General features: G+C 58.5%; 23 protein-coding genes and 1 tRNA gene. 13 read left to right on the forward strand and 11 right to left on the reverse strand.

Features of this window, described 5'->3' with window-relative positions:
- Positions 1-41: 41 nt before the first annotated feature.
- Complete coding sequence (locus tag KKO72_RS15865; RefSeq protein WP_214940932.1) at positions 42-569, reverse strand: cyclic nucleotide-binding domain-containing protein; 528 nt, start codon at positions 567-569, stop codon at positions 42-44.
- Between the two features lie 188 nt (positions 570-757).
- Between KKO72_RS15865 and epsA the strand changes: the two genes are divergently transcribed.
- A complete protein-coding gene (gene epsA / locus KKO72_RS15870) occupies positions 758-1,552 on the forward strand; it encodes an XrtB/PEP-CTERM-associated transcriptional regulator EpsA (RefSeq protein WP_251140707.1) in 795 nt (264 codons plus the stop codon).
- Between the two features lie 8 nt (positions 1,553-1,560).
- Entirely contained in the window at positions 1,561-2,724 is a 1,164-nt protein-coding gene (locus KKO72_RS15875) for a rhomboid family intramembrane serine protease (RefSeq protein WP_214940946.1), read from the forward strand.
- A gap of 45 nt (positions 2,725-2,769) precedes the next feature.
- Here KKO72_RS15875 and KKO72_RS15880 read toward each other — a convergent pair.
- The 5 genes from KKO72_RS15880 to KKO72_RS15900 form a co-directional block, all read right to left on the reverse strand.
- A tRNA-Ser gene (locus KKO72_RS15880) sits at positions 2,770-2,859 on the reverse strand.
- A 103-nt stretch (positions 2,860-2,962) separates the two neighbouring features.
- On the reverse strand, positions 2,963-4,090 hold the full coding sequence (locus KKO72_RS15885; RefSeq protein ID WP_214940949.1) for a branched-chain amino acid ABC transporter substrate-binding protein: 1,128 nt from the start codon (positions 4,088-4,090) through the stop codon (positions 2,963-2,965).
- 129 nt (positions 4,091-4,219) lie between these two features.
- Complete coding sequence (locus tag KKO72_RS15890) at positions 4,220-4,531, reverse strand: hypothetical protein (RefSeq protein WP_214940952.1); 312 nt, start codon at positions 4,529-4,531, stop codon at positions 4,220-4,222.
- A complete protein-coding gene (locus tag KKO72_RS15895; protein ID WP_214940955.1) occupies positions 4,528-4,962 on the reverse strand; it encodes a DNA polymerase III subunit chi in 435 nt (144 codons plus the stop codon). Before KKO72_RS15895 ends, KKO72_RS15890 begins: the two co-directional genes overlap by 4 nt.
- Entirely contained in the window at positions 4,959-6,413 is a 1,455-nt protein-coding gene (locus KKO72_RS15900; protein ID WP_214940957.1) for a leucyl aminopeptidase, read from the reverse strand. The genes KKO72_RS15895 and KKO72_RS15900 overlap by 4 nt, the downstream gene beginning before the upstream one ends.
- A 23-nt stretch (positions 6,414-6,436) precedes the next feature.
- Here KKO72_RS15900 and lptF point away from each other — a divergent pair, with 23 nt between their 5' ends.
- The 8 genes from lptF to KKO72_RS15940 all read left to right on the forward strand — a co-directional run bounded on the left by lptF (position 6,437) and on the right by KKO72_RS15940 (position 15,582).
- Entirely contained in the window at positions 6,437-7,546 is a 1,110-nt protein-coding gene (gene lptF / locus KKO72_RS15905; RefSeq protein ID WP_214940960.1) for an LPS export ABC transporter permease LptF, read from the forward strand.
- Positions 7,543-8,649 (forward strand): LPS export ABC transporter permease LptG, encoded by a 1,107-nt coding sequence (lptG, locus tag KKO72_RS15910; RefSeq protein WP_214940963.1) that lies wholly within the window; start codon positions 7,543-7,545, stop codon positions 8,647-8,649. The genes lptF and lptG overlap by 4 nt, the downstream gene beginning before the upstream one ends.
- A 13-nt stretch (positions 8,650-8,662) precedes the next feature.
- Positions 8,663-9,616 (forward strand): CysB family HTH-type transcriptional regulator, encoded by a 954-nt coding sequence (locus KKO72_RS15915; protein WP_078365575.1) that lies wholly within the window; start codon positions 8,663-8,665, stop codon positions 9,614-9,616.
- A gap of 2 nt (positions 9,617-9,618) precedes the next feature.
- Positions 9,619-10,770 carry a pyridoxal phosphate-dependent aminotransferase gene (locus KKO72_RS15920; RefSeq protein ID WP_214940967.1) on the forward strand — a complete coding sequence of 384 codons (1,152 nt, stop codon included), beginning with the start codon at positions 9,619-9,621 and terminating at the stop codon, positions 10,768-10,770.
- A gap of 94 nt (positions 10,771-10,864) precedes the next feature.
- Positions 10,865-12,499, forward strand: a complete 1,635-nt coding sequence (gene ushA, locus KKO72_RS15925; protein ID WP_214940970.1) for a bifunctional UDP-sugar hydrolase/5'-nucleotidase UshA — start codon at positions 10,865-10,867, stop codon at positions 12,497-12,499.
- A 55-nt stretch (positions 12,500-12,554) separates the two neighbouring features.
- Positions 12,555-12,701, forward strand: coding sequence for a hypothetical protein (locus KKO72_RS15930; RefSeq protein WP_169906446.1), 147 nt, complete (start codon positions 12,555-12,557; stop codon positions 12,699-12,701).
- 168 nt (positions 12,702-12,869) lie between these two features.
- Complete coding sequence (locus KKO72_RS15935) at positions 12,870-14,927, forward strand: ATP-binding protein (protein WP_371736893.1); 2,058 nt, start codon at positions 12,870-12,872, stop codon at positions 14,925-14,927.
- A complete protein-coding gene (locus tag KKO72_RS15940; RefSeq protein WP_251140708.1) occupies positions 14,917-15,582 on the forward strand; it encodes an RluA family pseudouridine synthase in 666 nt (221 codons plus the stop codon). The genes KKO72_RS15935 and KKO72_RS15940 overlap by 11 nt, the downstream gene beginning before the upstream one ends.
- Before the next feature lies 1 nt (position 15,583).
- Here the strand turns inward: KKO72_RS15940 and KKO72_RS15945 are convergent, their stop codons facing one another.
- Positions 15,584-15,901, reverse strand: a complete 318-nt coding sequence (locus KKO72_RS15945) for an HPF/RaiA family ribosome-associated protein (protein ID WP_214940976.1) — start codon at positions 15,899-15,901, stop codon at positions 15,584-15,586.
- 92 nt (positions 15,902-15,993) lie between these two features.
- Here KKO72_RS15945 and KKO72_RS15950 point away from each other — a divergent pair, with 92 nt between their 5' ends.
- Positions 15,994-16,749 carry an SDR family NAD(P)-dependent oxidoreductase gene (locus KKO72_RS15950; protein WP_214940980.1) on the forward strand — a complete coding sequence of 252 codons (756 nt, stop codon included), beginning with the start codon at positions 15,994-15,996 and terminating at the stop codon, positions 16,747-16,749.
- A 112-nt stretch (positions 16,750-16,861) separates the two neighbouring features.
- A complete protein-coding gene (gene bktB, locus KKO72_RS15955) occupies positions 16,862-18,049 on the forward strand; it encodes a beta-ketothiolase BktB (protein ID WP_214940982.1) in 1,188 nt (395 codons plus the stop codon).
- Between the two features lie 171 nt (positions 18,050-18,220).
- Here the strand turns inward: bktB and KKO72_RS15960 are convergent, their stop codons facing one another.
- Both KKO72_RS15960 and ppa read right to left on the reverse strand, forming a co-directional pair.
- Entirely contained in the window at positions 18,221-19,075 is an 855-nt protein-coding gene (locus KKO72_RS15960) for a fumarylacetoacetate hydrolase family protein (protein WP_214940985.1), read from the reverse strand.
- 179 nt (positions 19,076-19,254) lie between these two features.
- On the reverse strand, positions 19,255-19,794 hold the full coding sequence (ppa, locus tag KKO72_RS15965; RefSeq protein ID WP_214940988.1) for an inorganic diphosphatase: 540 nt from the start codon (positions 19,792-19,794) through the stop codon (positions 19,255-19,257).
- Positions 19,795-20,023: 229 nt separating this feature from the next.
- On the opposite strand from ppa, the gene KKO72_RS15970 reads away from it, so the two are divergent.
- The gene (locus KKO72_RS15970; RefSeq protein WP_214940991.1) at positions 20,024-22,087 is read left to right on the forward strand and encodes a sodium-translocating pyrophosphatase; all 2,064 of its coding nucleotides are present in this window, start codon (positions 20,024-20,026) and stop codon (positions 22,085-22,087) included.
- Positions 22,088-22,138: 51 nt separating this feature from the next.
- Here the strand turns inward: KKO72_RS15970 and KKO72_RS15975 are convergent, their stop codons facing one another.
- Complete coding sequence (locus tag KKO72_RS15975) at positions 22,139-22,672, reverse strand: thiol-disulfide oxidoreductase DCC family protein (protein ID WP_214940994.1); 534 nt, start codon at positions 22,670-22,672, stop codon at positions 22,139-22,141.
- 1 nt (position 22,673) lies between these two features.
- Positions 22,674-23,027 (reverse strand): co-chaperone YbbN, encoded by a 354-nt coding sequence (locus KKO72_RS15980; RefSeq protein ID WP_214940997.1) that lies wholly within the window; start codon positions 23,025-23,027, stop codon positions 22,674-22,676.
- Between the last annotated feature and the right edge of the window lie 142 nt (positions 23,028-23,169).

Here is a 23,169-nt window from a genome sequence, read left to right on the forward strand (position 1 = left end):
CCGAAACAAATGGCCCTGAAAGTAGAGTGTGTGAGGCGATTTCACACAAAACCTGCGTCTGAGAGCTTGGGCAGCATCTTTTGGGTGGCTTGACGCAGGCGGGCCGTGGCAGCATGTAACAGTGCGAGCAGAACTTTGTTGCCCAGCTGGGGATGGTCTGCCAGCAAGGCCTTGAATTTTGCGTGGGTGAGTACCGCAAAGTCGCTGGGCAGCGTGGTGATACAACTGGCAAAACGGGTCTGCCCGTCGATCATGGACATTTCACCAATCATGTCACCAGGATTGACGACGGCAATCAGTTTCTCGACACCGTCATACCGTTTGGTGATGACGGCACTGCCAGTGAGCAGGATGGCCAGAAAGTCCCCCTCATCTCCCTCTCGCAGCACGGTGGAGTGGCGTGGCACACCAAAACAGGCTATGTATTCGCCAAAGAGAAGCGTCTCGGTGTGGCTCAATCCCTCTAGCAGGGAGCCAGACTGGATGGTGTTGATGAATTCGTTGACATGGCCCGTGACATCACCCAGGGGCTCAACATCAGGCTGAAGCTCTGCAAAGTGTGAATTCATAACCTGGGTAGTCCGTGCAAATATCAAAATAGGTGGGCGATTGTGGCGCGGTGTCACAGAAAGTAACAATAGTCTCATTGGACTATAGGGCCTGAGTCCAAGTGGTCTGCATTTGACGCAATGGGCAGTCAAATCTGGGGGGTTTGTGTTGTATAAACCTACATGGCTTCCCCGGTTGGTCTCTCACTTTGAAACAGTCTTACCTCTCTATCCCAGCGGATGTTCATCACTTTCACCGTGTAGTGTCTCAGGCGGCGGATATTCGCACCCATTTCGACCTGCTGATCTGGTTACAGGGTGAGATGCAGTATTACCTGCCGCATGACATCATGATTGCGGCCTGGGGCAGTTTCACGGAAGGCAAGGTACAGCACGATGTGATTTCACCCATGGCGGAGGTGCGTACACGCAATGCAGACTCGGACACGCTCAAGCCGCTGTTGCTGCAGCTCTACCAGCGCTGGATCGATTCAGACCGCAGCCCATGTGCGTTGCGCTTGGGGGACAGCGGTTTTATGCTGCAAGACAAGGGACTTCAGACCATGATGGGCAGTGCCCTGAAGTTCATGCGCAGTGCGTTGGTGCATGGTATTTACGACGCACGTAACGGTATCGAATGTTTGTATGTGACTTTCAGCACCCGGCCAGATTACAGCCAGGTGGACACAACCACGGTGGGAATGATGCTGCCGCACATTGATACCGCTTTGCGTCAGGTGAGTCCTCTGCCGGATCAGGCCTTGGTGCCAGCACCGACGAACCATTTTCAGCTGGAGAGCACGCTGAAACCAGGGCACAACATGTCAACGCGTGAGGTGGAGATCATGTTCTGGGTGGCGCTGGGCAAAACCAACTTGGAGATTGGTTGCATTTTGAACATCAGCGAATTTACCGTGAAGAACCACATGCAACGGGTTTTCAAGAAGCTGGATGTGATCAACCGGGCGCAAGCGGTGGGCAAGTTCAAAGAGCTGTGCGCCTAGCGGCCTTTATGTCAGAACAGCCGCCCTCGCCCACCACGCTTGCGGCCAAGCCTACACACCCGGATTTGTCTGCACTGATGGCGAGCCGCCCCAGGCAGGTGCCGGTGACGACCTGCTTGCTGCTGTTCAATCTGGGGGTTTTTGGCCTGATGCTGGCTTTTGGGGGCAGTGTTTGGCAGACCTCGACCACGGTGCCGCTGGCTTGGGGTGCCAACTTTGGCCCGGCCACACAGGACGGCCAGTGGTGGCGCCTGGTCACCGCGATGTGTGTGCACTTTGGGGTGTTGCACCTGGGCCTGAATATGCTGGCGCTGTGGGATGTGGGCCGACTGGTGGAACGCCTGTTTGGGCGGTGGCGGTTCTTGCTGCTGTACCTGGGCGGCGGTGTGTTGGGCAACCTGCTGTCTTTGGTAGTACAGGGCAATCAGGCGGTGTCGGGCGGGGCGTCAGGGGCTATTTTTGGGCTGTACGGGGCGCTGCTGGTGTTTTTGGTGCGCGAGCGCAAGCAAGTGGAGCGACGCGAATTCAGATGGATGTTTGGTGCGGCGGTGATTTTTACCGTGCTGACGCTGGGTATGGGCCAGGTGGTGCATGGTATTGACAACGCAGCGCATCTGGGGGGGCTGGCTGGCGGGGCGATTTTTGGCAGTTTGCTGGCGCGCCCTTTGTCAGCAAGCAGCCCGTCGCCGAGACGCTGGTGGGCGGCGGCTTGTCTGGTTGTAGGGGTAACAGTTTTGCTGCAGCGACTGCCCGAGCCGCGTTACCTGATGGGCAATGAGATGCGGGCACGTGCCGCGATACAGCAGTTTTTGAATGCTGACCGACTGGCAACTGCCCAATGGGGGTCGATTCTGGCGAAGGGTCGGCAACAGGGTGTGTCGTTTGACGAGCTGGCGGGCAACATCGACAACCGGGTGACCCGTCTCTATGTGCACAGTTTTGAGCAGCTGATGGCAGCCGACCCGGGGCCCGAGGCGCCATCGGCCCGAACCCTGGAAGCCCTGCAGGATTACGCATCGGCCCGTGCACAGGCCTCACATGAGATGGCGCAAGACCTGCGCAGCAAGAATTTTGGAAAAATCAACAAGGCACTGACCAGGCCACCGGCCCTGCCACGCCCGCCACCGGCGATGCAGGCGCCAGCCCGCCAAACTAAGGGACGGGATGACTGATATAAAAAAAGCGCCTGTAAAAAGGCGCTTTTTTATCTGACTGTCTGGCGGAGCAGGGGGGATTCGAACCCCCGGGGGATTTTACTCCCCGCACGCTTTCCAGGCGTGTGACTTAAACCACTCATCCACCGCTCCGAGCCCGCTATTTTAGCCGACGCAAAGCCCTGTTTTGGCTTTCACCAGACAAGCAGGCAACAAAAAAGCCACCCGAAGGTGGCTTTTTGAGTGATCTCAATGATCAGTTCAGGGCAACTTTCTTGCCGTCCTTGTAGGTGGACAAGGTCATGGAGGGGTTCTTCATCTCACCAGAGGGTTCAAACGCGATGTTTGCGGTCACACCCTTGTAATTGGTTTCGATGATTTTCGGCACATACACTTTGGGGTCGGTCGAGTTGGCGCGCTTCATGGCATCTACCAAAACGAAGGTTGCGTCGTAGGTGTACGGGCTGTAGATCTGGAACTGACCTGGGAACTTGGCATCGTACTTGGCCTTCCAGGCGGTGCCGCCTGGCATTTTGGCGATGGACGAACCACCTTCAGCACAAATCACGCCGTCCAGGCTCTTGGCACCCGAAGCGATCTTGACGATCTCGGTGGTGCAGATGCCATCACCGCCAAAGAATTTGACGCTGGACAGACCCAGTTGGTCCATCTGACGCAGCATGGCACCGGCTTGGGCGTCCATACCGCCGTAGAAAATACCGTCAGGTTTCTTGGACTTGATGGCTGTCAAAATCGCCATGAAGTCGGTGGCTTTGTCGGTGGTGAACTGTTGGTCAACAATTTCGATGCCTTTGGTTTTTGCGATTTTTGCAAAAACTTCAGCAACGCCCTGGCCGTAGGCTGTACGGTCATCGATCACGGCGATCTTCTTGAGTTTCAGGGTGTCTGCCGCGTAAAACGCCAAGCCAGCGCCCAGGGCGTTGTCATTGGCAATGATGCGGTAGGTGGTTTTGTAACCTGGTTTGGTCAGGTTGGGGTTGGTTGCAGCGCCTGTGATGTGAGGGATACCACAGTCGTTATAGATTTTTGAAGCCGGGATGGTTGTGCCGGAGTTCAAGTGACCCACCACACCAGAGACTTTGGCATCGCACAGTTTTTGTGCAACAGCTGTGCCCTGTTTTGGGTCAGCTGCGTCGTCTTCAGCTGCAATTTCGAACTTGATGGTTTTGCCACCGATGACCACTTTTTGTGCATTCAGGTCTTCAATGGCCATACGCACGCCGTTTTCATTGTCTTTGCCGTAGTGGGCTTGACCACCGGACATGGGAGCCACGTGACCAATCTTGACCACTTCTTGTGCAAGAGCAACACCAGCAACAGCAGCAATAGCTGCGGCAACAGTCAACTTCAATTTCATTTGCATAGACAACTCCAGGTTAAAAATAATTGTGAATTGAATAATTCAGCAACATCAACCATACAGCAATTTTTGCGCCAGCTTCATAGGGTAGACACCAAGATCCTCAAGATAAATTGGCGGTCTTGACGCAGCTCAATTTGGGGATTCTGGAGGCTTGTGTTGGTCTAGCGCGTCCAGCACCGATTGACGGACCATCATGTCCATCTCGTTTTGCAATCTGGCACGCACGTCATCCCATTGTTTGGCCACCAGACTGCGTACCAAGCGCTCGAACTCTTCCTGCAGCCTGCGCTCGAAAATCGGTTGAACCTGGCTTTGCACCTGATCGATCAGCGTCTCGACCTCGGGCCTGACCAGACGCGCGGTGCTGCTGAGGCTGGCCGGGTCGACCACCTCGGTCAGGGTCGGGATAAACCGCGGCAGCGGTCGTGTGGGAGACGTCACGGCGCCGTCCTGTGGCCAAGATCGTGCTGAACCAGTTTTAAACCAGCCTGGGTGTAGTGTTTCCAGCGCAGACGTGCCTGGCTTCGCTCGACCGGGTCAGAGGTGACAACCTCAATCACGCGGTCAAACCCTTGGGCCCCCTGCGGTACCGATTCGGCAAGATTGATGAGCACATCCCGCACAGCCACACCGTCCAGCGACTCACACAACAACACTGGTGAGCGGTGTGCCAGCGGCGCCGGGTCAGAACCGTGGCAATGGGGCAGGAACTCGGTGGCAGACAAGGCCCACAGATCACGGTCAAGTTGTGCCAGGGTGTCCTGCGGCCCGGTCACCACCAGCCGATTGCCCGCCGCAACCGCTTTGCGCACCAAACGGCAGGTGTAGTGCAGGCGATTGTCCACGTTGAAGTGGAAGGCGGCTGTGCTCACGCCTGCTTGCCCCGCGTGTCTAGCGCCATGAGGTAGTCCACCAGCAAACCCACCGGGCGACCTGTGGCACCTTTGGCGGCACCACTTTTCCACGCGGTGCCAGCAATATCAAGATGGGCCCACGGAAACTTGTCGGTGAACCGTTGCAAGAACTTGGCGGCAGTGATGGCGCCGCCGGGACGACCACCCACATTGGCCACGTCGGCAAAACTGCTTTTGAGGCCTTCGGCATAGTCGTCGTCCAGCGGCATTGGCCAGCACAGGTCTTGTGAGGACTCGCCCGCCCGCACCAAGGCGGCAGACAGTGCCTGGTTGGTGGTGAACATGCCGCTGCGCACAGCACCCAGTGCGATCACACACGCGCCGGTCAAGGTGGCAATGTCAACGACCGCTTGGGGTTTAAAACGCTCGGCATACGTGAGGGCGTCACACAAGACCAGTCGGCCTTCCGCGTCCGTATTGAGGATTTCGATGGTTTGGCCACCCATGCTGGTGACCACGTCACCGGGTTTGACCGAGCGCCCGCTGGGCAGGTTTTCACAGGCGGGGATCAAGCCAACAACATTGATGCCGGGTTGCAACTCAGCCAGGGCACGGAACACACCGAGCACGCTGGCGGCGCCACACATGTCAAATTTCATCTCGTCCATCTCAGCCGCAGGCTTGATGGAGATGCCACCGCTGTCAAAGGTGATGCCCTTGCCGACCAGCACCACCGGTGCGGTGGACTTGGACGCACCGTTGTAGCGCAAAACGATGAAGCGCAAGGGTTCGTCAGAACCCTGGGCCACGGCCTGGAAGGCGCCCATGCCCAATTTGGCCACCTCTTTGGGGCCAAGCACATCACATTTGATTTTGGGCAGCTCGGCCAGCGCTTGCGCCACCCCGGCCAGATGCGTGGGTGTGGCATGGTTGGCAGGACGGTTGCCCCACTCTTTGGCCAGCTCGATCCCGGCAACTGCGGCCGTCGCGCGCTCGAAGTCGGTACGCAGGGCGGACTCATCGGGCACAACAACATCCGCTTTTTCCAGGCTTCGCGCTTCTGCCTTGGTTTTGGTGGCCGTGTAGGCATAGCTGGCATCGGCCAGTGTGGTGACCGCCACCCGCAAGGCCTGGGCTGCAGGTTGATTTAAGAACAATAGCGTTAAACCCTTTGATTTTGAGGGCTTGAGCAGTCCAAAGGCTGCAGACACGGCTTTGCGCACGTCGGTGGCAGCGCCCTCCCCCACGTGCAGCAGCAACAGCCGTGTGCAGGCCAGGCCCTGGGGGCGGTAGATGTCGAGCATTTGCCCGGCTTTGGCGCTCAGATCACCCGCTTTGAGCACGCGGGCCACCAAAACAGACAAGGCGTCTTTGCCGGGTTTGAAGTCGTTGGTCAAAAGAACCAATAATGCATCTGTTTTTTCGCTGATGAGGCGAGCTGGGTCCAGAGTTTTGAGAGCAAAGTTCATAATCGCAGGTTTCCTTTAGCGCCATGTTATTCCATTCCTCTTTACGCAAAGAGTTGTCACGCAGTTTTGGCGCAACGCTGGTTGTGCTGGTCACGGTGGTGATGACCATGACCCTGATCCGCACGCTGGGCCAGGCGTCGCGCGGCAACTTCAACCCGTCTGATGTGACCTTGGTCATGGGTTACACGGTGTTGGCCTACATGCCCACGTTGCTGACCATGAGTCTGTTCATTGCCATCATTGCGACACTGTCGCGCATGTACCGAGAGAGCGAGATGGTGATCTGGTTTTGCAGTGGCAAAGGCCTGAGCACATTGCTATCGCCCTTGATGCGCTTTTCCTGGCCGGTGTTTGCGCTGGTGGCGGCATTGGCTCTGTTGGTGTTGCCCTGGTCCAACCTGCGCATCGAGAACCTGCGTGACCAGTATGAGCAACGCGGTGATCTGGACCGTGTCGAGCCTGGACAGTTTCAGGAGTCTGGCAATGGGAACCGAGTCTTTTTTGTGGAAAAGACCACCGAAGGAGAGGTGACGGGCTCGAATGTTTTTATTGCCTCGACCGAGCGCGGCAAAGAAACCGTGACCTCGGCGCGCAGCGGTCGCATCGAGTTGCTGCCGCAGGGGCAATTTTTGATGCTCAGCAACGGCCAACGGCTTGAAAGCACGGTGGGTGCCCAGAATCTGAAAGTCAGTGACTTCGAGCTGTACGGCACCAAAATCAGCAGCAATGTGACGGGTTACGACAGCATCACCGCCGTGGACACGCTGACCACGTTGGAACTGCTGGAGAACCTGACGCCTTTGCATTTGGGAGAGCTGTCGTGGCGCCTGGGGCTGATGTTTGCCGCGATCAACCTAGTCATCATTGGTGTGGCGATTTCCAGTGTGAACCCCCGGGCCAACAAAAGTGCCAACGTGGTGCTGGCCCTGTTCACCTTTGTGGTGTATTTCAACCTGTTGAAACTGGGGCAAAGCTGGATCGCGGCGGGTCTGCTGTCGTTTACAAGCTACCTGCTGCTGCTACACGGCAGCGTGTTTGTGCTGGCCACACTGTGGCTGGCCAAAGGACACAACAACTGGCACTGGAAAAACCTGTTCCCACGCCGCCCAGCCAGCCCGGAGGTGACCCGGTGAAAACCTTACGACGGCTTCTTTACAACGAGGTGATCCGCGCCGTTCTTTTTGTGGTGCTGGGTTTCATGTCGCTGTTTTTCTTCTTCGACTTCATTGCCGAAGTCAAGGCGGTGACACAGTACGCCGACAAAGGTTACACGCTGTTGCGCGGCTTGACCTACGTGGTGCTGATGATTCCGAACCATCTTTATGAGTTGATGCCGATTGCGGTGCTGATCGGCACCATTTTTGTGATGGCCCGTCTGGCACAGAGCTCGGAGTACACCATTTTGCGCACCAGCGGGCTCGACCCCTGGCGGGCTTTGAGGGCGCTGTTGACGTTGGGCCTGGGGTTTGTGCTGCTGACTTTTGCGATTGGCGACTATGCCTCCCCTGCAGCTGACCGAGCTGCGCAGCTCCTGAAAGCGCGTTACACCGGCCACATCACCGTGGGCCAAACCGGTGCCTGGCTCAAGGAAAGACAAGCCTATGGCACTTATGCGGTGAATGTGGGCAAGCTGGCATCGGATGGCAGCCTGCTGTCGGTGCGGATTTTTGAGTTCAATAACCGCGGCATGCTGGCCTCGATGACTCAGGGCAAGTCTGCCCGCATTCAGGATGACGAAGCCTGGCTGCTTGATGAGGTGAGCCGCACCGAGTTCACCATCAGCGACACGGACCGGGGTGAAATCGCGCGCCTGAGCTTGCCCTCCATGCGCTGGCCCAACAGCATCAGTGCCGAAATGGTGTCGGCCGCCCTGCTCAAGCCCGAGCACATGAACACCTATGACCTGTTTCAGTACATTCAGCATTTACAAGCCAACCAGCAAACCGCCCAGCGTTATGAAATCGAGTTTTGGCGCAAGGTGTTTTACCCCTTGAGCTGCCTGGTGATGGTGGTGCTGGCTTTGCCGTTTGCGTACCTGCATTTCCGCTCAGGCGGCATTGCCACATATGTTTTTGGTGGTGTGATGGCAGGCATCAGTTTCTTTTTGCTCAACAATGTGTTTGGCTTCATCGGCAACCTGCAAAACTGGCAACCCTGGCTGGCAGCGGCTGTGCCCGGCATCATCTATTCGGTGCTGTCGCTGACGGCATTTGCCTGGCTGGTACTGCGACGATAGTGGACAACTCACCATGAACCTGCACCAATTCCGATTTGTCCAAGAGGCCGTCCGGCGTAACCTCAACCTCACCGAGGCGGCCAAAGCCCTGCACACCTCCCAGCCAGGTGTGTCCAAAGCCATCATTGAGCTCGAAGATGAGCTTGGCATCGAGATTTTTGCGCGCCACGGCAAACGGCTCAAACGCGTCACCGAGCCCGGCCAGCAAGTGCTCAAAAGCATCGAGATCATCCTGCGTGAGGTGGGCAACCTCAAGCGTATTGGGGAACAGCACTGCCTGGGTGACAGTGGCACCCTGTCGATTGCCACCACCCACACCCAGGCGCGTTATTTCCTGCCCGAGCCGGTGGCCAAGCTGCGCCAGAACTTTCCCAAGGTCAACATCAGCCTGCACCAAGGGTCACCCGACCAGGTGGCGCGCATGGTGATTGATGAGGTGGCCGAGATTGGCATTGCCACCGAGTCGCTGGCCAACCATGACGAGCTGGTCACCCTGCCCTGTTATGAATGGCAACACGTGTTGGTGCTGCCCGCAGGCCACCCCTTGGCCGCCAAGGAGCACATCACCCTGGAAGACGTGGCCAAGGAACCCCTGGTGACCTACCACCCCTCCTACAGCGGGCGCACCCGCATCGACCGGGCTTTTGCCACGCGCAAGCTCGAGCCCCGCATTGCGCTTGAAGCGATTGACTCTGACGTGATCAAGACCTATGTGCGCCTGGGTCTGGGGGTTGGCATTGCCGCCGAACTGTCAGTGCGCGACGTGCTGGAAGAAGGCAGCAGCAGCGCGCTGGTGATCAAACCCGCTGGCCACCTGTTTGGCCAGAACGTGGCGCGGGTGGCCTTCAAACGGGGAGCCTACCTGCGCCAATATGTCTACCAATTTGCCGAATTGCTGAGCAACCGGCTCGATCGCCACCTGGTGGCACGCGCCATGACCGGCCACATCAACGACTACGAACTCTGAGCATGCCCTGCCCTACCCTGATCTCCAGATTGCCGAACGTCGGCACCACCATCTTTACCGTCATGTCGGCGCTGGCCTCTGAGAAAAATGCCGTCAACCTGGGCCAGGGTTTCCCGGACTTTGCCTGTGACCCCCAACTGGTGGACGCCGTGACCCACGCCTTGCAGCAGGGCCTGAACCAGTACCCGCCGATGGCCGGTGTGCCTGCGCTGCGTGAAGCGGTCGCTACCAAGCTGGAAGCACTGTATGGCCGTTCCTATTCGGCTGCAAGCGAAATCACCATCACAGCCGGGGCCACACAGGCGATTCTCACCAGCATCCTGGCGGTGGTTCACCCGGGTGATGAGGTGATTGTGCTGGAGCCCTGTTACGACAGTTATGTGCCCAACATCGAGCTCGCCGGTGGTGTGGTGGTGCGCGTGCCTTTGAAGCCGGGCACGTTTCGCCCCGACTTTGAACGGATTGCCGCAGCCCTGACACCACGCACCCGTGCCATCCTGATCAACAGCCCACACAACCCGAGCGGCACAACCTGGACAGCGCATGAGATGCAGCAACTGGAAACTCTGCTGGCACCCACCAACGTGCTGCTGATCAGCGATGAGGTCTATGAACACATGGTGTTTGACGGCCAGGTACACCAGAGTGCAGCCCGGTTTGCAGGCCTGGCTGAGCGTGCGTTTGTGATCTCCAGCTTTGGCAAAACCTACCACGTGACCGGCTGGAAGGTGGGTTATGTGGCGGCGCCTGCGGCGCTGATGGCCGAATTTCGCAAGGTGCACCAGTTCAATGTATTCACGGTGAACACCCCGGTGCAGTATGCGCTGGCCCACTACATGGCCGACCCGGCGCCTTACCTGAACCTGCCCGATTTTTACCAGCAAAAACGTGACCTGTTTCGCGCCGGACTGGCCAAAACACGCTTCAAACTGCTGCCGTGTGAGGGCACTTACTTTCAGTCGGTGGACACCTCGGCAGTCAACGACCTGGGTGAAGCAGACTTTTGCAAATGGCTGACGTCTGAAGTGGGAGTGGCGGCGATTCCGCTGTCGGCGTTTTATGGCAACGGATTTGACCAGCGGGTGGTCCGCTTCTGCTTTGCCAAGAAAACAGAGACTCTGGAACTGGCGCTGGAAAAGCTCCAGGCCATTTGATGTTAACGCTATCTTTTATATACCTAATGGCCCTTTATGAATAAGGGCTAGAGCCCATTTTTGCACTCACCTCACCAACCCAAGGAGTTGTTGTATGTCTCTGAAATTACACCCGGTTTATCTGTCAGTGGCCCTTGTGCTGGCTTTGTCGGGCTGCGCATCACAAGCGCCCGATCGCGACAAAACCTACCGTCTGACGGTGATGCACACCAATGACCACCACGGCCACTTCTGGCACAACAGCGATGGTGAATACGGCATGGCGGCGCGCAAAACCGTGGTGGATCAGATCCGCCGTGAGGTCGCGGCCCAAGGCGGCTACACCTTGCTGCTTGACGGTGGCGACGTCAACACAGGTGTTCCCGAATCTGACTTGCAAGACGCGGTGCCTGACTTCAAAGGCATGAACCTGTTGGGTTACCAGGCCATGGCGGTGGGCAACCACGAATTTGACAAACCCCTGTCGGTGCTCAAGATGCAACGCGATTTGGCGCAGTTCCCGATGCTCTCGGCCAACATTTACGAGAACGGCCAGCGCATGTTTGAGCCCTACAAGGTGTTCAACCTGGGTGGCCTGCGCGTTGGGGTGTTGGGCCTGACCACAGAAGACACCCGCAAAATGGTGCTGCCCGAAAACGTGGCGCGCCTGGATTTCCGCAACCCGATCACGGAGGCCGGCAAAGTGGTGCCGGAGCTGCGCCGCCAGGCCGACGTGGTGATTGCTGCCACCCACATGGGCCACTATGAAAACGGCCAACACGGCAACCAAGCCGCAGGCGATGTGGAAATGGCGCGCGCGGTGTCGGGCATTGACCTGGTGGTGGGTGGTCATACCCAGAATCCGGCCTGTATGAAGGCTGAAAACGTGCTTGATCGCGCCTATGTGCCGGGCACCGCCTGTCAGCCAGACCGCCAGAACGGCGCCTGGATTGTGCAAGCCCATGAATGGGGCAAGTACGTGGGCAGGGCCGACTTTGAATACCGCAACGGTGAGTTCAAACTGGTGAACTACACACTCATTCCGGTCAACCTGAAGAAGCCGGTCAAGACGGCCGATGGCAAAACCACCTTGGTGCCTTACACCAGCACCATTTCCGAAAACCCGGAGATGCTGGCCTTGTTGACGCCCTATCAGAAATTTGGCCAAGACAAACTCGAGGTCCAGATCGGTGCCAGCGACGCGCGGCTCGAGGGTGACCGCAAGCTGGTGCGCAGTCAGCCCACCAACCTGGGCGTATTGGTTGGCCGCGCCATGATGGACAAAACCCGGGCCGATCTGGCCATCGTCAACGCCGGTGGTGTGCGTGATGCCATCGCCGCGGGACCCATCAGTTACAAGGACGTGCTCAAAGTCCAGCCTTTTGGCAATACCGTGTGCACCGTGGACCTGACTGGCAAGGAATTGACTGACTACCTGCATGCCGCAGCCAAAATGACACCCGGCTCAGGTGCATTCCCTCAGTTTGCAGGTGTTGAACTGGAAATAGCGGCTGGCCAGGCCAGCAAGGTGCGGGTGGCAGGCCAGGCGCTGCAAGCCGACAAAACCTACCGCCTGACGATCAACAACTTCCAGGCCAGCGGCGGTGACGGTTACCCCAAGCTCAGCAATCACCCGAGTTTTGTCAACACCGGCTTTGTGGATGCAGATGTGTTGCGCGCCTTCATCAGTAAAAACAGCCCGTTGAAAGTCGCCGACTTTGAGCCGGGTACCGCGGTGGTGCGCCGATAATCCAAACCCTGCGCACCACACCGGCGCGCAAGCTTTTTTACCCAGGAGAACAATCATGGCCAAAGGTCAACAAAACAACAAGATGGTCAAAAAGCCCAAAAAAGACACCTCGCCACCCAAGCCGGTGTCCGCAGATGCGGTACGCCCCACTGTGGTCACGGTGGTGCCAGTGCGGGGCAAACTCAAAAACGCGCCACGTTGATCGTGTCATGAGCTTGTGATCGATGGCTGACAGAATGCGCGAGCTGTCAACATCTGAGGTCTTATGAGAAAACCTTTGCGAGGGCGGTGGCGCCCGACAAGTGATCTGTTGCCGATCAAAAAAAGGCTGGGTGGCCCTGAACGGCGATTGGTCCCAGCAGGCGCCAGTGTGTCCACCGCGCGCCTGGTCGATGACTTGCGCCACTACCAGTCAGAGCTTGAGATCCAGAATCGGGCTTTGCGCTTCAGCCAGAGTGCAGCCGAAGACGCCTACGAGCGTTTTGTATCGCTGTTTTCCAATGTGCCACTGGCCTTGATGGTGGTGGATGACAGTGGCCAGATTCTGGAAAACAACGCCCGTGCGCTGGCCTTGCTGCGTCCAGTGGAGAGTGATCCACCCTTGACCTATTTTCAGCCTCTGGTGTCTGCCAATGACCTGGACCTGATGCAAAAAGGCTTTGCCACCGCCAGGATCGACGGGGCCTGTGAACTCAATGAACTGAAATTTGAGGGTGGCTCCAATGGCACCATCACCGGCGATCTGCATATTTCTCGCATTGACACCAATCAGGACGAACGCACCGTCTTTATCTGCGCCATCATCGACCAGGGTCCTTTGTTGACTCAGCGCAGCGCCTTGCAAGCCAGCGCGGCCACGCTGCAGCAGCGCAACACCGAGTTGCTGCAAAGCAAGACGCACCTGGCAGCCATCATCAATTCGTCGCTGGATGCCATCATTTGTGTCGACCGCAACCAACGCATCATCGTTTTTAACCCGACCGCAGCCACGCTGTTTCATTGCCCGGCAGAGCAGGCGATTGGCAGGCTTTTGGTGGAATTTTTGCCGGACGCGGTGCGTGCTCTGTCTTACAGCGACATCACCAGCCATGCTCAGCTGGGTGAGATGTCGGGTGTCACCACCAACGGTGACACCGTTCCGCTGGACATCAGCCTGTCGTTTGATCACCAGCCCGATGGCGACATCGTCACCCTGTTTGCGCGTGACCTGACCGCACAGAAAAAGATGGAGGCGCACCGCACGGCGCTGGAATCACAACTGCGCGAATCCCAGAAAATGCAGGCCATCGGCACCATGGCTGGCGGTATTGCCCACGATTTCAACAACATCATCAGCGCCATTTTGGGCAATGTGGAACTGGCGCGCGAGGATGCACAAGTGGATGCGTCGGTCAGCACCAGCCTGATGGAGATCGACAAGGCGGGTCGGCGCGCACGGGATTTGGTCAGGCAGATTCTGACCTTCAGCCGCAATGAGCCACCCCACCGTGTGCCCTTGCAACTGGCCGAGGTGGTGGTGGAAACGGCCAGGCTGCTGAAAGTCACACTGCCGCCGCAGGTTGATCTGATCATGGACATCGACCCCGACACCCCGGCTGTGATGGCAGATGCCACACAGATCGAGCAGGTGCTGCTCAATTTGTGCACCAACGCCATCTATGCCATTGGCAAACGCAAAGGCACGATACGGGTGGAGTTGGGCTACAGCCTGCGCAGCCTGACCGACCCGTCCGAGCGTCGCAGCGGCCTGCGTGGGCAACACATCAAACTCACCGTCAGCGACACAGGCGCGGGCATGTCTGAGGCGATTCTGCAACGTGTTTTTGAACCGTTTTTCACCACCAAACCAGTGGGACAAGGCACAGGTTTGGGGCTGTCTGTGGTGCACGGCATCATGCGAGCGCATCAGGGCAGCGTGCGTGTGCAAAGCACACCTGGCAGCGGCAGTGCCTTCACCCTTTACTTTCCGGTTCCCCCGGAGACGGCTCAGCTCAAGGCCGTGGCCTTGGCCTCGCCGCCAGCGGTGACCAATGCAGCAGCGGGCACCGGTCAAAAGGTCATGTATGTGGATGACGATGAGGCCCTGGTCTTTCTGGTCCGCCGTTTGCTCACCCGTCGCGGTTATGTGGTGAGCACCTTCACCAATCCCAGAATCGCGCTCGAAGCCTTGCGATCAGACCCAAGCCAGGCCGATTTGCTGGTGACAGACTACAACATGCCTGGTTACAGTGGTGTTGACCTGATTCGGGATGTCGCTGTGTTGTTGCCCAAATTGCCGATGGCACTGGCATCAGGCTACGTGACCCCGGAAATTGAGCGTGATGCGCTGGCTGCTGGCGCCAGAGCCTTGATCCACAAGCCCAATGACATCGAGGAACTGTGCGACACGGTTCAAAAGCTTTTGACTGAAGCTCGTTTTGGCGCCTGATCTGGCTGAGCTGTCTGTGGTGTACGAAGACAACAGCTTGTTGGTGATCAACAAGCCGTCGGGTTTGCTGAGCGTGCCGGGTCGGGGTGATGACAAGCAGGACTGCCTCTCATCACGCGTTCAAGCTTGTTATGCGGATGCCTGCATTGTTCATCGACTGGATATGGGTACATCTGGCTTGATGCTGATGGCGCGTGGTGCTGCGGCGCAGCGCCTGCTGAATGACGCTTTTGCCAGTCGCGCAGTGCACAAACGGTATGAGGCTGTGGTAGACGGACTGCTGCAACCACAGGTTCCGCAAGATGACGGGCTGTGGCAAGAGATCAATCTGCCCATCGCTCTGGACTGGCCCCATCGCCCGCTGCGGATGATTGATGCCCAATTGGGCAAACCAAGCCAGACACGCTGGCAAGTGGTGGCGCTGGACGAAACCTCTGGCACCAGCCGTTTGCGGCTGGAACCCCTCACCGGGCGGTCCCACCAACTGCGGGTTCACCTGAAAGCCATCGGGCACCCGATCTTGGGCGACACACTGTACGCCCCGCCCAGCGTGCAAGCCAAAGCACCACGCTTGTTATTACACGCCACAGAACTGGGCCTGATCCACCCCGTCAGCCATCAACCGATGCGGTGGCTGAGCCCGGCGCCTTTTTAGCTCAGCTGCGAGCGTTTTTGCCCAGGGTGCTGTCAATCAGACGGCCCATTTTTTCTGTGGCCCCTTCGATGGCCTGGTTCAAATTGGCACCCTGGTGTTTCAACACCAGCGGTTGATGGCCTTCCAGACGGGCCTCCAAGGTGCACTGGATACTCTCCTGCGTGTTTTTCTTGCCCGCGTTTTCATCACTCAGATGGACTTCCACCCGTGTGATCTGGCCACTGAACCGTGCCAAAGCAGCCTGGATGCTGCTGCTGGCCCACTGTGCCAAAGCGTCTGTGCCTTCGATGTGGTTGTCGGTATGAATCTGGACGAGCATTTTTTTCTCCTAGTCAAAACAATGGGCTGGGTTATCGTCAATGATAGGCAGCGGGACAAGCTGTCCATTGACACCTATCAACACATCGCCCTATGACAACCCATCTTTTCATCATTACCGGAGCCTCACGCGGCATGGGCTATTGCCTGGCAGAACAATTGTTGGTACCGCAGCATGACTTGTTGTGTATCTCGCGCAGCCGCTCGGCCACACTGACCGAGACAGCCCAGCAACGCGGCGCAGCATTGACCCAGTGTGTGGCTGACCTGGCAGACCCCTTACCCGCCGCGGAGCAACTCAAGCTTTGGCTGGCGGCCCACGATCCCGATGCCATCGCCGGTGCCACCCTGATCAACAACGCGGGTGTGATCCCCCCCTTGGTGCCGCTGTGTGACTCCGAGCCGGTTGACCTGGTTCAGGCTCTGCGTGTTGGGTTGGAAGCACCGATGGTATTGACCGCAGCCTTTCTGAACAGCACCCGTTCCTGGCAAACACCTCGTCGGGTGCTCAACATCTCGTCGGGCCTGGGGCGTCGGCCCATGGCCTCGCAGTCTGCGTATTGCGCTGCCAAGGCGGGGTTGGACCATTTCACCCGCTGCCTGGCACTGGATGAATCCTGCCTGCCCAACGGCGCCAACGTCTGTTCACTGGCCCCGGGCGTGGTTGACACCGACATGCAGGTCCAACTGCGCAGCGCCAGTCCGGCCCTGTTCCCCGACCAGGCCAATTTTGCACAGCTCAAGGCAAACAACCAGCTCACCAGTGCGCATGACGCAGCGGCACGGGTGTTGGCTTTTCTGAGTCGCAAGGACTTTGGCGATCTGCCGGCGGCTGATGTTCGCAATTAACCACTGTTTCAATGAATATGGCCGAACTTAGGGTCTGTCTGGGTAGCCACCTGTCAGGGTGAACGGCTAAGATGAATCGACGATATGTTTTTAAACCACAGAGGAGCAAAGAATGAGTCGAGACGTTGTTGTTGTGAGCGCAGTTCGCACTGCCATCGGTACCTATGGGGGCAGCCTCAAGGACATTGCCCCGACAGATCTGGCGGCTCACGTGGTGCGCGACGTCCTGTCGCGTGCCCAGGTGGAAGGCAAGGATGTGGGTCATGTGGTGTTTGGCCATGTGGTCAATACCGAGCCTAAAGACATGTACCTGTCACGTGTGGCGGCGATTTACGGTGGTTGTCCCGACACCACACCGGCTTTCAACGTCAATCGCCTGTGTGGCTCAGGGTTGCAGGCCATTGTGTCGGCCAGCCAGTCGATCCTGCTGGGTGACGCAGACATTGCCATTGGCGGTGGTGCCGAAAACATGAGCCGTGCCCCCTACGCCAGCCTGAACATGCGCTGGGGTGTACGCATGGGCGACAGCAAAATGATCGACATGATGGTGGGTGCACTGCACGATCCGTTTGAGACCATCCACATGGGTTTGACCGCTGAGAACATCGCCGCCAAGTGGGGCATCAGCCGTGAAGACCAGGACGCGCTGGCCGTCGAAAGCCACAACCGCGCCCAACGCGCCATCGAAGAAGGTCGTTTCAAGAGCCAGATCGTGCCGGTGATCTTGAAAAGCCGCAAAGGGGATGTCGCCTTCGATGCCGATGAACACTTCCGCCCCAATTGCACGCTGGCAGAACTGAGCAAACTCAAACCAGCATTCATGAAAGAAGGCGGCACAGTGACTGCGGGCAATGCCTCAGGCATCAACGACGCCGCCGCCGCCGTGGTGCTGATGGAGGCCGCCACCGCCAAGGCCCGTGGTCTCACACCCCTGGCGCGCCTGGTGGCCTACGCCCATGCGGGTGTTGACCCCAAATACATGGGTATTGGCCCGGTACCCGCCAGCCAGATGGCCCTGAAAAAGGCCGGGCTCAGCATCAAGGACATGGATGTGATCGAAGCCAATGAAGCCTTTGCCGCACAAGCCTGCGCCGTGAGCCGCGACCTTGGCCTGGACCCGGCCAAGGTCAACCCCAACGGCTCAGGCATTTCGCTCGGTCACCCAATCGGCGCCACCGGTGCGCTGATCACGGTCAAGGCGCTGTATGAGCTGTCGCGCATTGGCGGTCGCTACGCACTGGTCACCATGTGTATCGGCGGCGGCCAGGGGATTGCGGCCATTTTTGAGCGGCAAGGCTGATATCTGGTCGTCCCCGCAAGAAACAAAGCAGCGCCAGCCGCTGCCTGGTTTGACTGGACCGAAATGCAAAAGCCCAACGGGGTTCCGTTGGGCTTTTTTACAGTTGGTGGCTGCTGCCCCCGCTTCACAGCAGTCCGCTATACAGCAGGGGAACGCCAGACCAACAAGCACTTAGCCCTGCACCACCCGCTGTGTCTGAACCCCCAGCCCTTGCACGCCCAGGCGCATGGTCTGCCCTGCACGCAAATAGGCCGGAGGCTTCTGGCCCATGCCGACACCGGGCGGAGTGCCGGTGGAGATCACGTCGCCAGGCTGCAAACTCATGAACCGGCTCAGATAACTGATCAGGAACGGCACCTTGTAGACCATGGTGGCGGTGCTGCCGTTCTGATAGCGGTGGCCGTCCACCTCCAGCCACAGTGAGAGCGCCTGCGGGTTGGGCACCTCGTCGGTCGTCACCAGCCACGGCCCCAGCGGGCCGAAAGTGTCGCATCCCTTGCCCTTGTCCCAGGTGCCGCTGCGGTTGAGCTGGAAGTCGCGCTCGGACACATCGTTCATCACGCAGTAACCGGCCACATGGTTCAAAGCGTCGGCCTCCTCAATATAGCGTCCGCCCTGCCCGATCACCACAGCGAGTTCGACCTCCCAGTCGGTTTTGAGGGAACCCCGGGGGATGTGTACCGCGTCGTCCGGGCCGCTGAGGGCGCTGGTCCATTTGCCAAACACCACCGGCTCGGGTGGCACCGGCATACCGGACTCGGCTGCGTGGTCGGCGTAGTTGAGGCCAATGCAGATGCATTTACCGACCTCGGCCACACACGGCCCCAGGCGCAGGTCCTGTTGCGGCACACCGGGCACCAACGGGAGGCTGCTCAGGTCCAGGCTGCGCAGGTGCGCCAGATGCTCGGGCAACAAGGTGGGGCCGCCAATGTCGTCGACCAAGGCACTCAAAGACCGCACTTGGCCGTTGGCATCCAACACACCGGGTTTTTCCTGGCCCGCAGGGCCATAACGCAACAACTTCATGAGGTTTGCCGTCCTTTCCAAAACAGAAGGACAAGTTTAGGCCCGTGCTCTGTCACAACACGGTGTTTGGGGCCAAGCAGCAAAAAGCGCCTGCTGTGTGGCCACAGACAGGCGCTTGAATTGCTCTTATTTCAAGAACTATCAGCCCTTATCAGATAAGGGCTAGAGGCATAAATGGCTTACTTTTTCTTGAAGTTCTTGAAGTTTTCAATGCCATCCATGATTTCCTTGTGGGCGGCTTCAGGGCCGTCCCAACCCAGGATCTTGACCCATTTGCCGTCTTCCAAATCTTTGTAGTGTTCAAAGAAGTGGGCAATGGTCTTCAGGCGCAAAGGTTGCAGGTCTTCCGGCTTTTTCCAGCGGGTGTAGAGCGTCAAGATCTTGTCGATCGGCACCGCCAGCACCTTGCCGTCCATGCCGGCTTCGTCTTCCATTTTCAAAATACCAATGGCGCGGCAGGTCACCACCACACCCGGAATCAGGGGCACGGGTGTGACCACCAGCACGTCCACCGGGTCACCGTCACCACTGATGGTTTGTGGCACAAAGCCGTAGTTGGTGGGGTAATGCATGGCCGTACTCATGAAACGGTCCACATAAATTGCATGGGTTTCGTGGTCCACCTCGTACTTGACCGGGTCGGCGTTCATCGGAATCTCGATGATGACGTTGAACTCTTCAGGCACTTTAGAGCCGGGGGGAACGGTATTTAATGACATGGTTTGGGCACGGTTTGGTTTAAATCAAGAACTTTTGAGATTAAGTCTGATTTTACTGACTGGCCCCTTTCAAGCCATCAAATGGCATCATTTTTGGCGTTACAGTCTGCCCGTTGGCCAACCGTCCCTGCTTCACCTCATGGGTGCGCGGAGGCGAGGAAGCAACGCAGCGGTGGTGCCGATTGCGTTGCACCACTCCCTCGCGAAGCAACTTCAGGAGATTTCTCACATGACAGGCAACTCTGCGCTGATTCTGGCGCTTATCTGCGGCTTGATCGCCGTCGGCTATGGCTTCTGGGCCCGTAGCTGGATTCTTTCCCAAGATGCTGGCAACCAGCGTATGCAAGACATTGCGGCCGCCATCCAGACCGGCGCGGCGGCCTATCTGGCGCGCCAGTACAAAACCATCGCTTTGGTCGGCGTGGTACTCGCTGTATTGATTGGTATTTTTCTGGACCCCTTGAGCGCCGTCGGGTTTGTGGTGGGTGCGGTGCTTTCGGGCGCCTGCGGTTTCATCGGTATGAACGTGTCGGTGCGCGCCAACGTGCGTACCGCGCAGGCCGCCACAAAAGGCATTGGACCGGCGCTGGACGTGGCTTTCCGCGGCGGCGCCATCACCGGCATGCTGGTGGTCGGCCTGGGGCTGTTGGGTGTGACCGGTTTTTACTGGTTCCTGGTGCCGGACGGTTTGGCCACTGCGAGCAAGCTCAACCCACTGATCGGCTTTGCCTTTGGCTCCTCGCTGATCTCGATTTTTGCCCGTCTGGGCGGTGGCATTTTCACCAAGGGCGCTGACGTTGGCGCCGATCTGGTGGGCAAGGTGGAAGCCGGCATCCCCGAAGATGACCCGCGCAACCCGGCGGTGATTGCCGACAACGTCGGTGACAACGTGGGTGACTGCGCCGGTATGGCCGCTGACCTGTTTGAAACCTACGCGGTGACGCTGATCGCCACCATGGTGCTGGGTGCCCTGCTGATCACCGGCGCTGGCCCCAATGCGGTATTGTACCCGCTGGCCCTCGGCGCGGTGTCGATCGTGGCATCCATCATCGGCTGCTTCTTCGTCAAGGCGTCACCTGGCATGAAAAACGTGATGCCTGCGCTCTACAAGGGTCTGGCAGTGGCCGGTGGGTTGTCGCTGGTGGCGTTTTACTTTGTGACCCAAAGCCTGTTCCCGCAAGCCCTGACGCTGGCCGATGGCCGCGTCATTGGCGCAGGCAGCCTGTTTGGCGCCTGCACCGTGGGCCTGGTGCTGACCGGCGTGCTAGTCTGGATCACCGAGTACTACACCGGCACCCAATACAAACCGGTACAGCACATTGCCGAAGCCTCTACCACGGGGCATGGCACCAACATCATTGCCGGTCTGGGTGTGTCGATGCGCTCCACCGCCTGGCCAGTGTTGTTTGTCTGTGCCGGCATATATTCCGCCTATTCCTTGGCTGGCCTGTACGGGATTGCGATTGCCGCCACCTCCATGCTCAGCATGGCCGGTATTGTGGTGGCGCTGGACGCCTACGGCCCGATCACCGACAACGCTGGTGGCATTGCCGAAATGAGTGAGATGCCCGCCAGCGTGCGTGACATCACCGACCCGCTGGACGCCGTGGGCAACACCACCAAGGCGGTGACCAAAGGTTACGCGATTGGTTCGGCCGGTTTGGCCGCGCTGGTGCTGTTTGCCGACTACACCCACAAGCTGGACGTGTATGGCAAACACATCACCTTCGACTTGAGCGACCCGATGGTCATCATCGGCCTGTTCATCGGCGGTTTGATTCCCTACCTGTTTGGCGCCATGGCGATGGAAGCGGTTGGCCGCGCCGCCGGTAGCGTGGTGGTGGAAGTGCGTCGCCAGTTCCGCGAGATCAAGGGCATCATGGAAGGCACCGCCAAGCCCGAATACGGCAAAGCGGTTGACATGCTGACTACCGCTGCCATCAAGGAAATGATGATCCCGTCACTGCTGCCGGTGGTGGCGCCAATCCTGGTCGGTCTGGTGCTCGGCCCGGCGGCTTTGGGTGGTCTGCTGATGGGCACCATCGTGACCGGCCTGTTTGTGGCGATCTCGATGTGTACCGGCGGCGGCGCCTGGGACAACGCCAAGAAATACATCGAAGACGGCCATTTTGGTGGCAAGGGTAGCGAGACCCACAAAGCTGCCGTGACCGGCGACACCGTGGGTGACCCCTACAAAGACACCGCTGGCCCGGCTGTGAATCCGCTGATCAAGATCATCAACATCGTGGCGCTGCTGATTGTGCCGGTGATGATGAAGATCCACGGCGGCTGATCGGTTCAGCGCCCTCTTCAAAAACCCGCCATGTGCGGGTTTTTTGTTGGCTTAGCGCGTTGTGAAAGGTGGCACTTTTTTGGTCGCCCGTTTGTCTGAACCGAACATGGCCTTGGTCTTGGTTGACACCCAAACGAAAGGCAGAACCCAGGCGCTGGGTGTGCCGCAACTCTCGCAACCGAAGATGGGGCGTACATCGGCCAGGATGGTGTAAGCCAGATCAAGCACCTGCTGAAACGGCTGCCAGCCAAAGAGGCTGATGGCAAAACACCAGGCAAACCAACGTGTTGCTGGCAGTCGGCGCAGCACTTCAGCCACCGCCTGCCCCCCCAGCAGCATCGAGCCATCGGGCATCAGCAGGTGCACCGTGTCGTAGGCGTCCCAGATGTTGAGTGCCGGGTTGAGTGCACGCAGAGCGTTCGGGTCTTCGCCAATGGGTCGCACATCCACCGGGCTGTCCTTGCCGGGGCCCTGTGCCGCATTGCGCACCCAGTTCGCAATACGGCGACACACGCCACATTCGTCGTTGTACAGCAGTATTGGCCGGGCCAAGCTGGTTCCCGTGGTGGTGCGAGCTGCGCCCATGTCAGACCTGAAAGGGTTGCGTGACAGCCTGCAACAAGCTGGCCACATCAGGCTCAGGGCCCACCACACGCCCGACCTCTGCGCCGCGCATAAACGTCACCAGCGTTGGTGTGACATCCACCTCATACTCCTGCGCCAAAGTCGGCTCCTCAGCCACGTTGACGCGACAAATCTGCTGCTCTGGTGCGACCCTTAACGCCACCTGCTGCAGCGGCGACTCCACCGCCCGGCAGTGCGCACAGCTGTACGACATGAACTCGACGGTGACCGGCCCGGGTGCCTCCAGCACAACGCTGTCGAACGCGTCACCATCCACTGTGCGTATCGCATCAGCTGTTGCCTGTTTACCGTGCATAAAAATCCTTACGTTGTCAAACCTGATAGCAGTCACACATTGAATACCGAGCAAGGCAGCAGGTCCGTTCGCTGGCACACAGGTGCATGGCCGATTGCCCGTGCAACCACAGCAAATTGGCAACTGCCCTGCCCCAGCGTGG

Origin of the sequence: Rhodoferax sp. U11-2br, from assembly GCF_018619435.1 — a bacterium.
Classification (GTDB): Bacteria; Pseudomonadota; Gammaproteobacteria; order Burkholderiales; family Burkholderiaceae_C; genus Rhodoferax.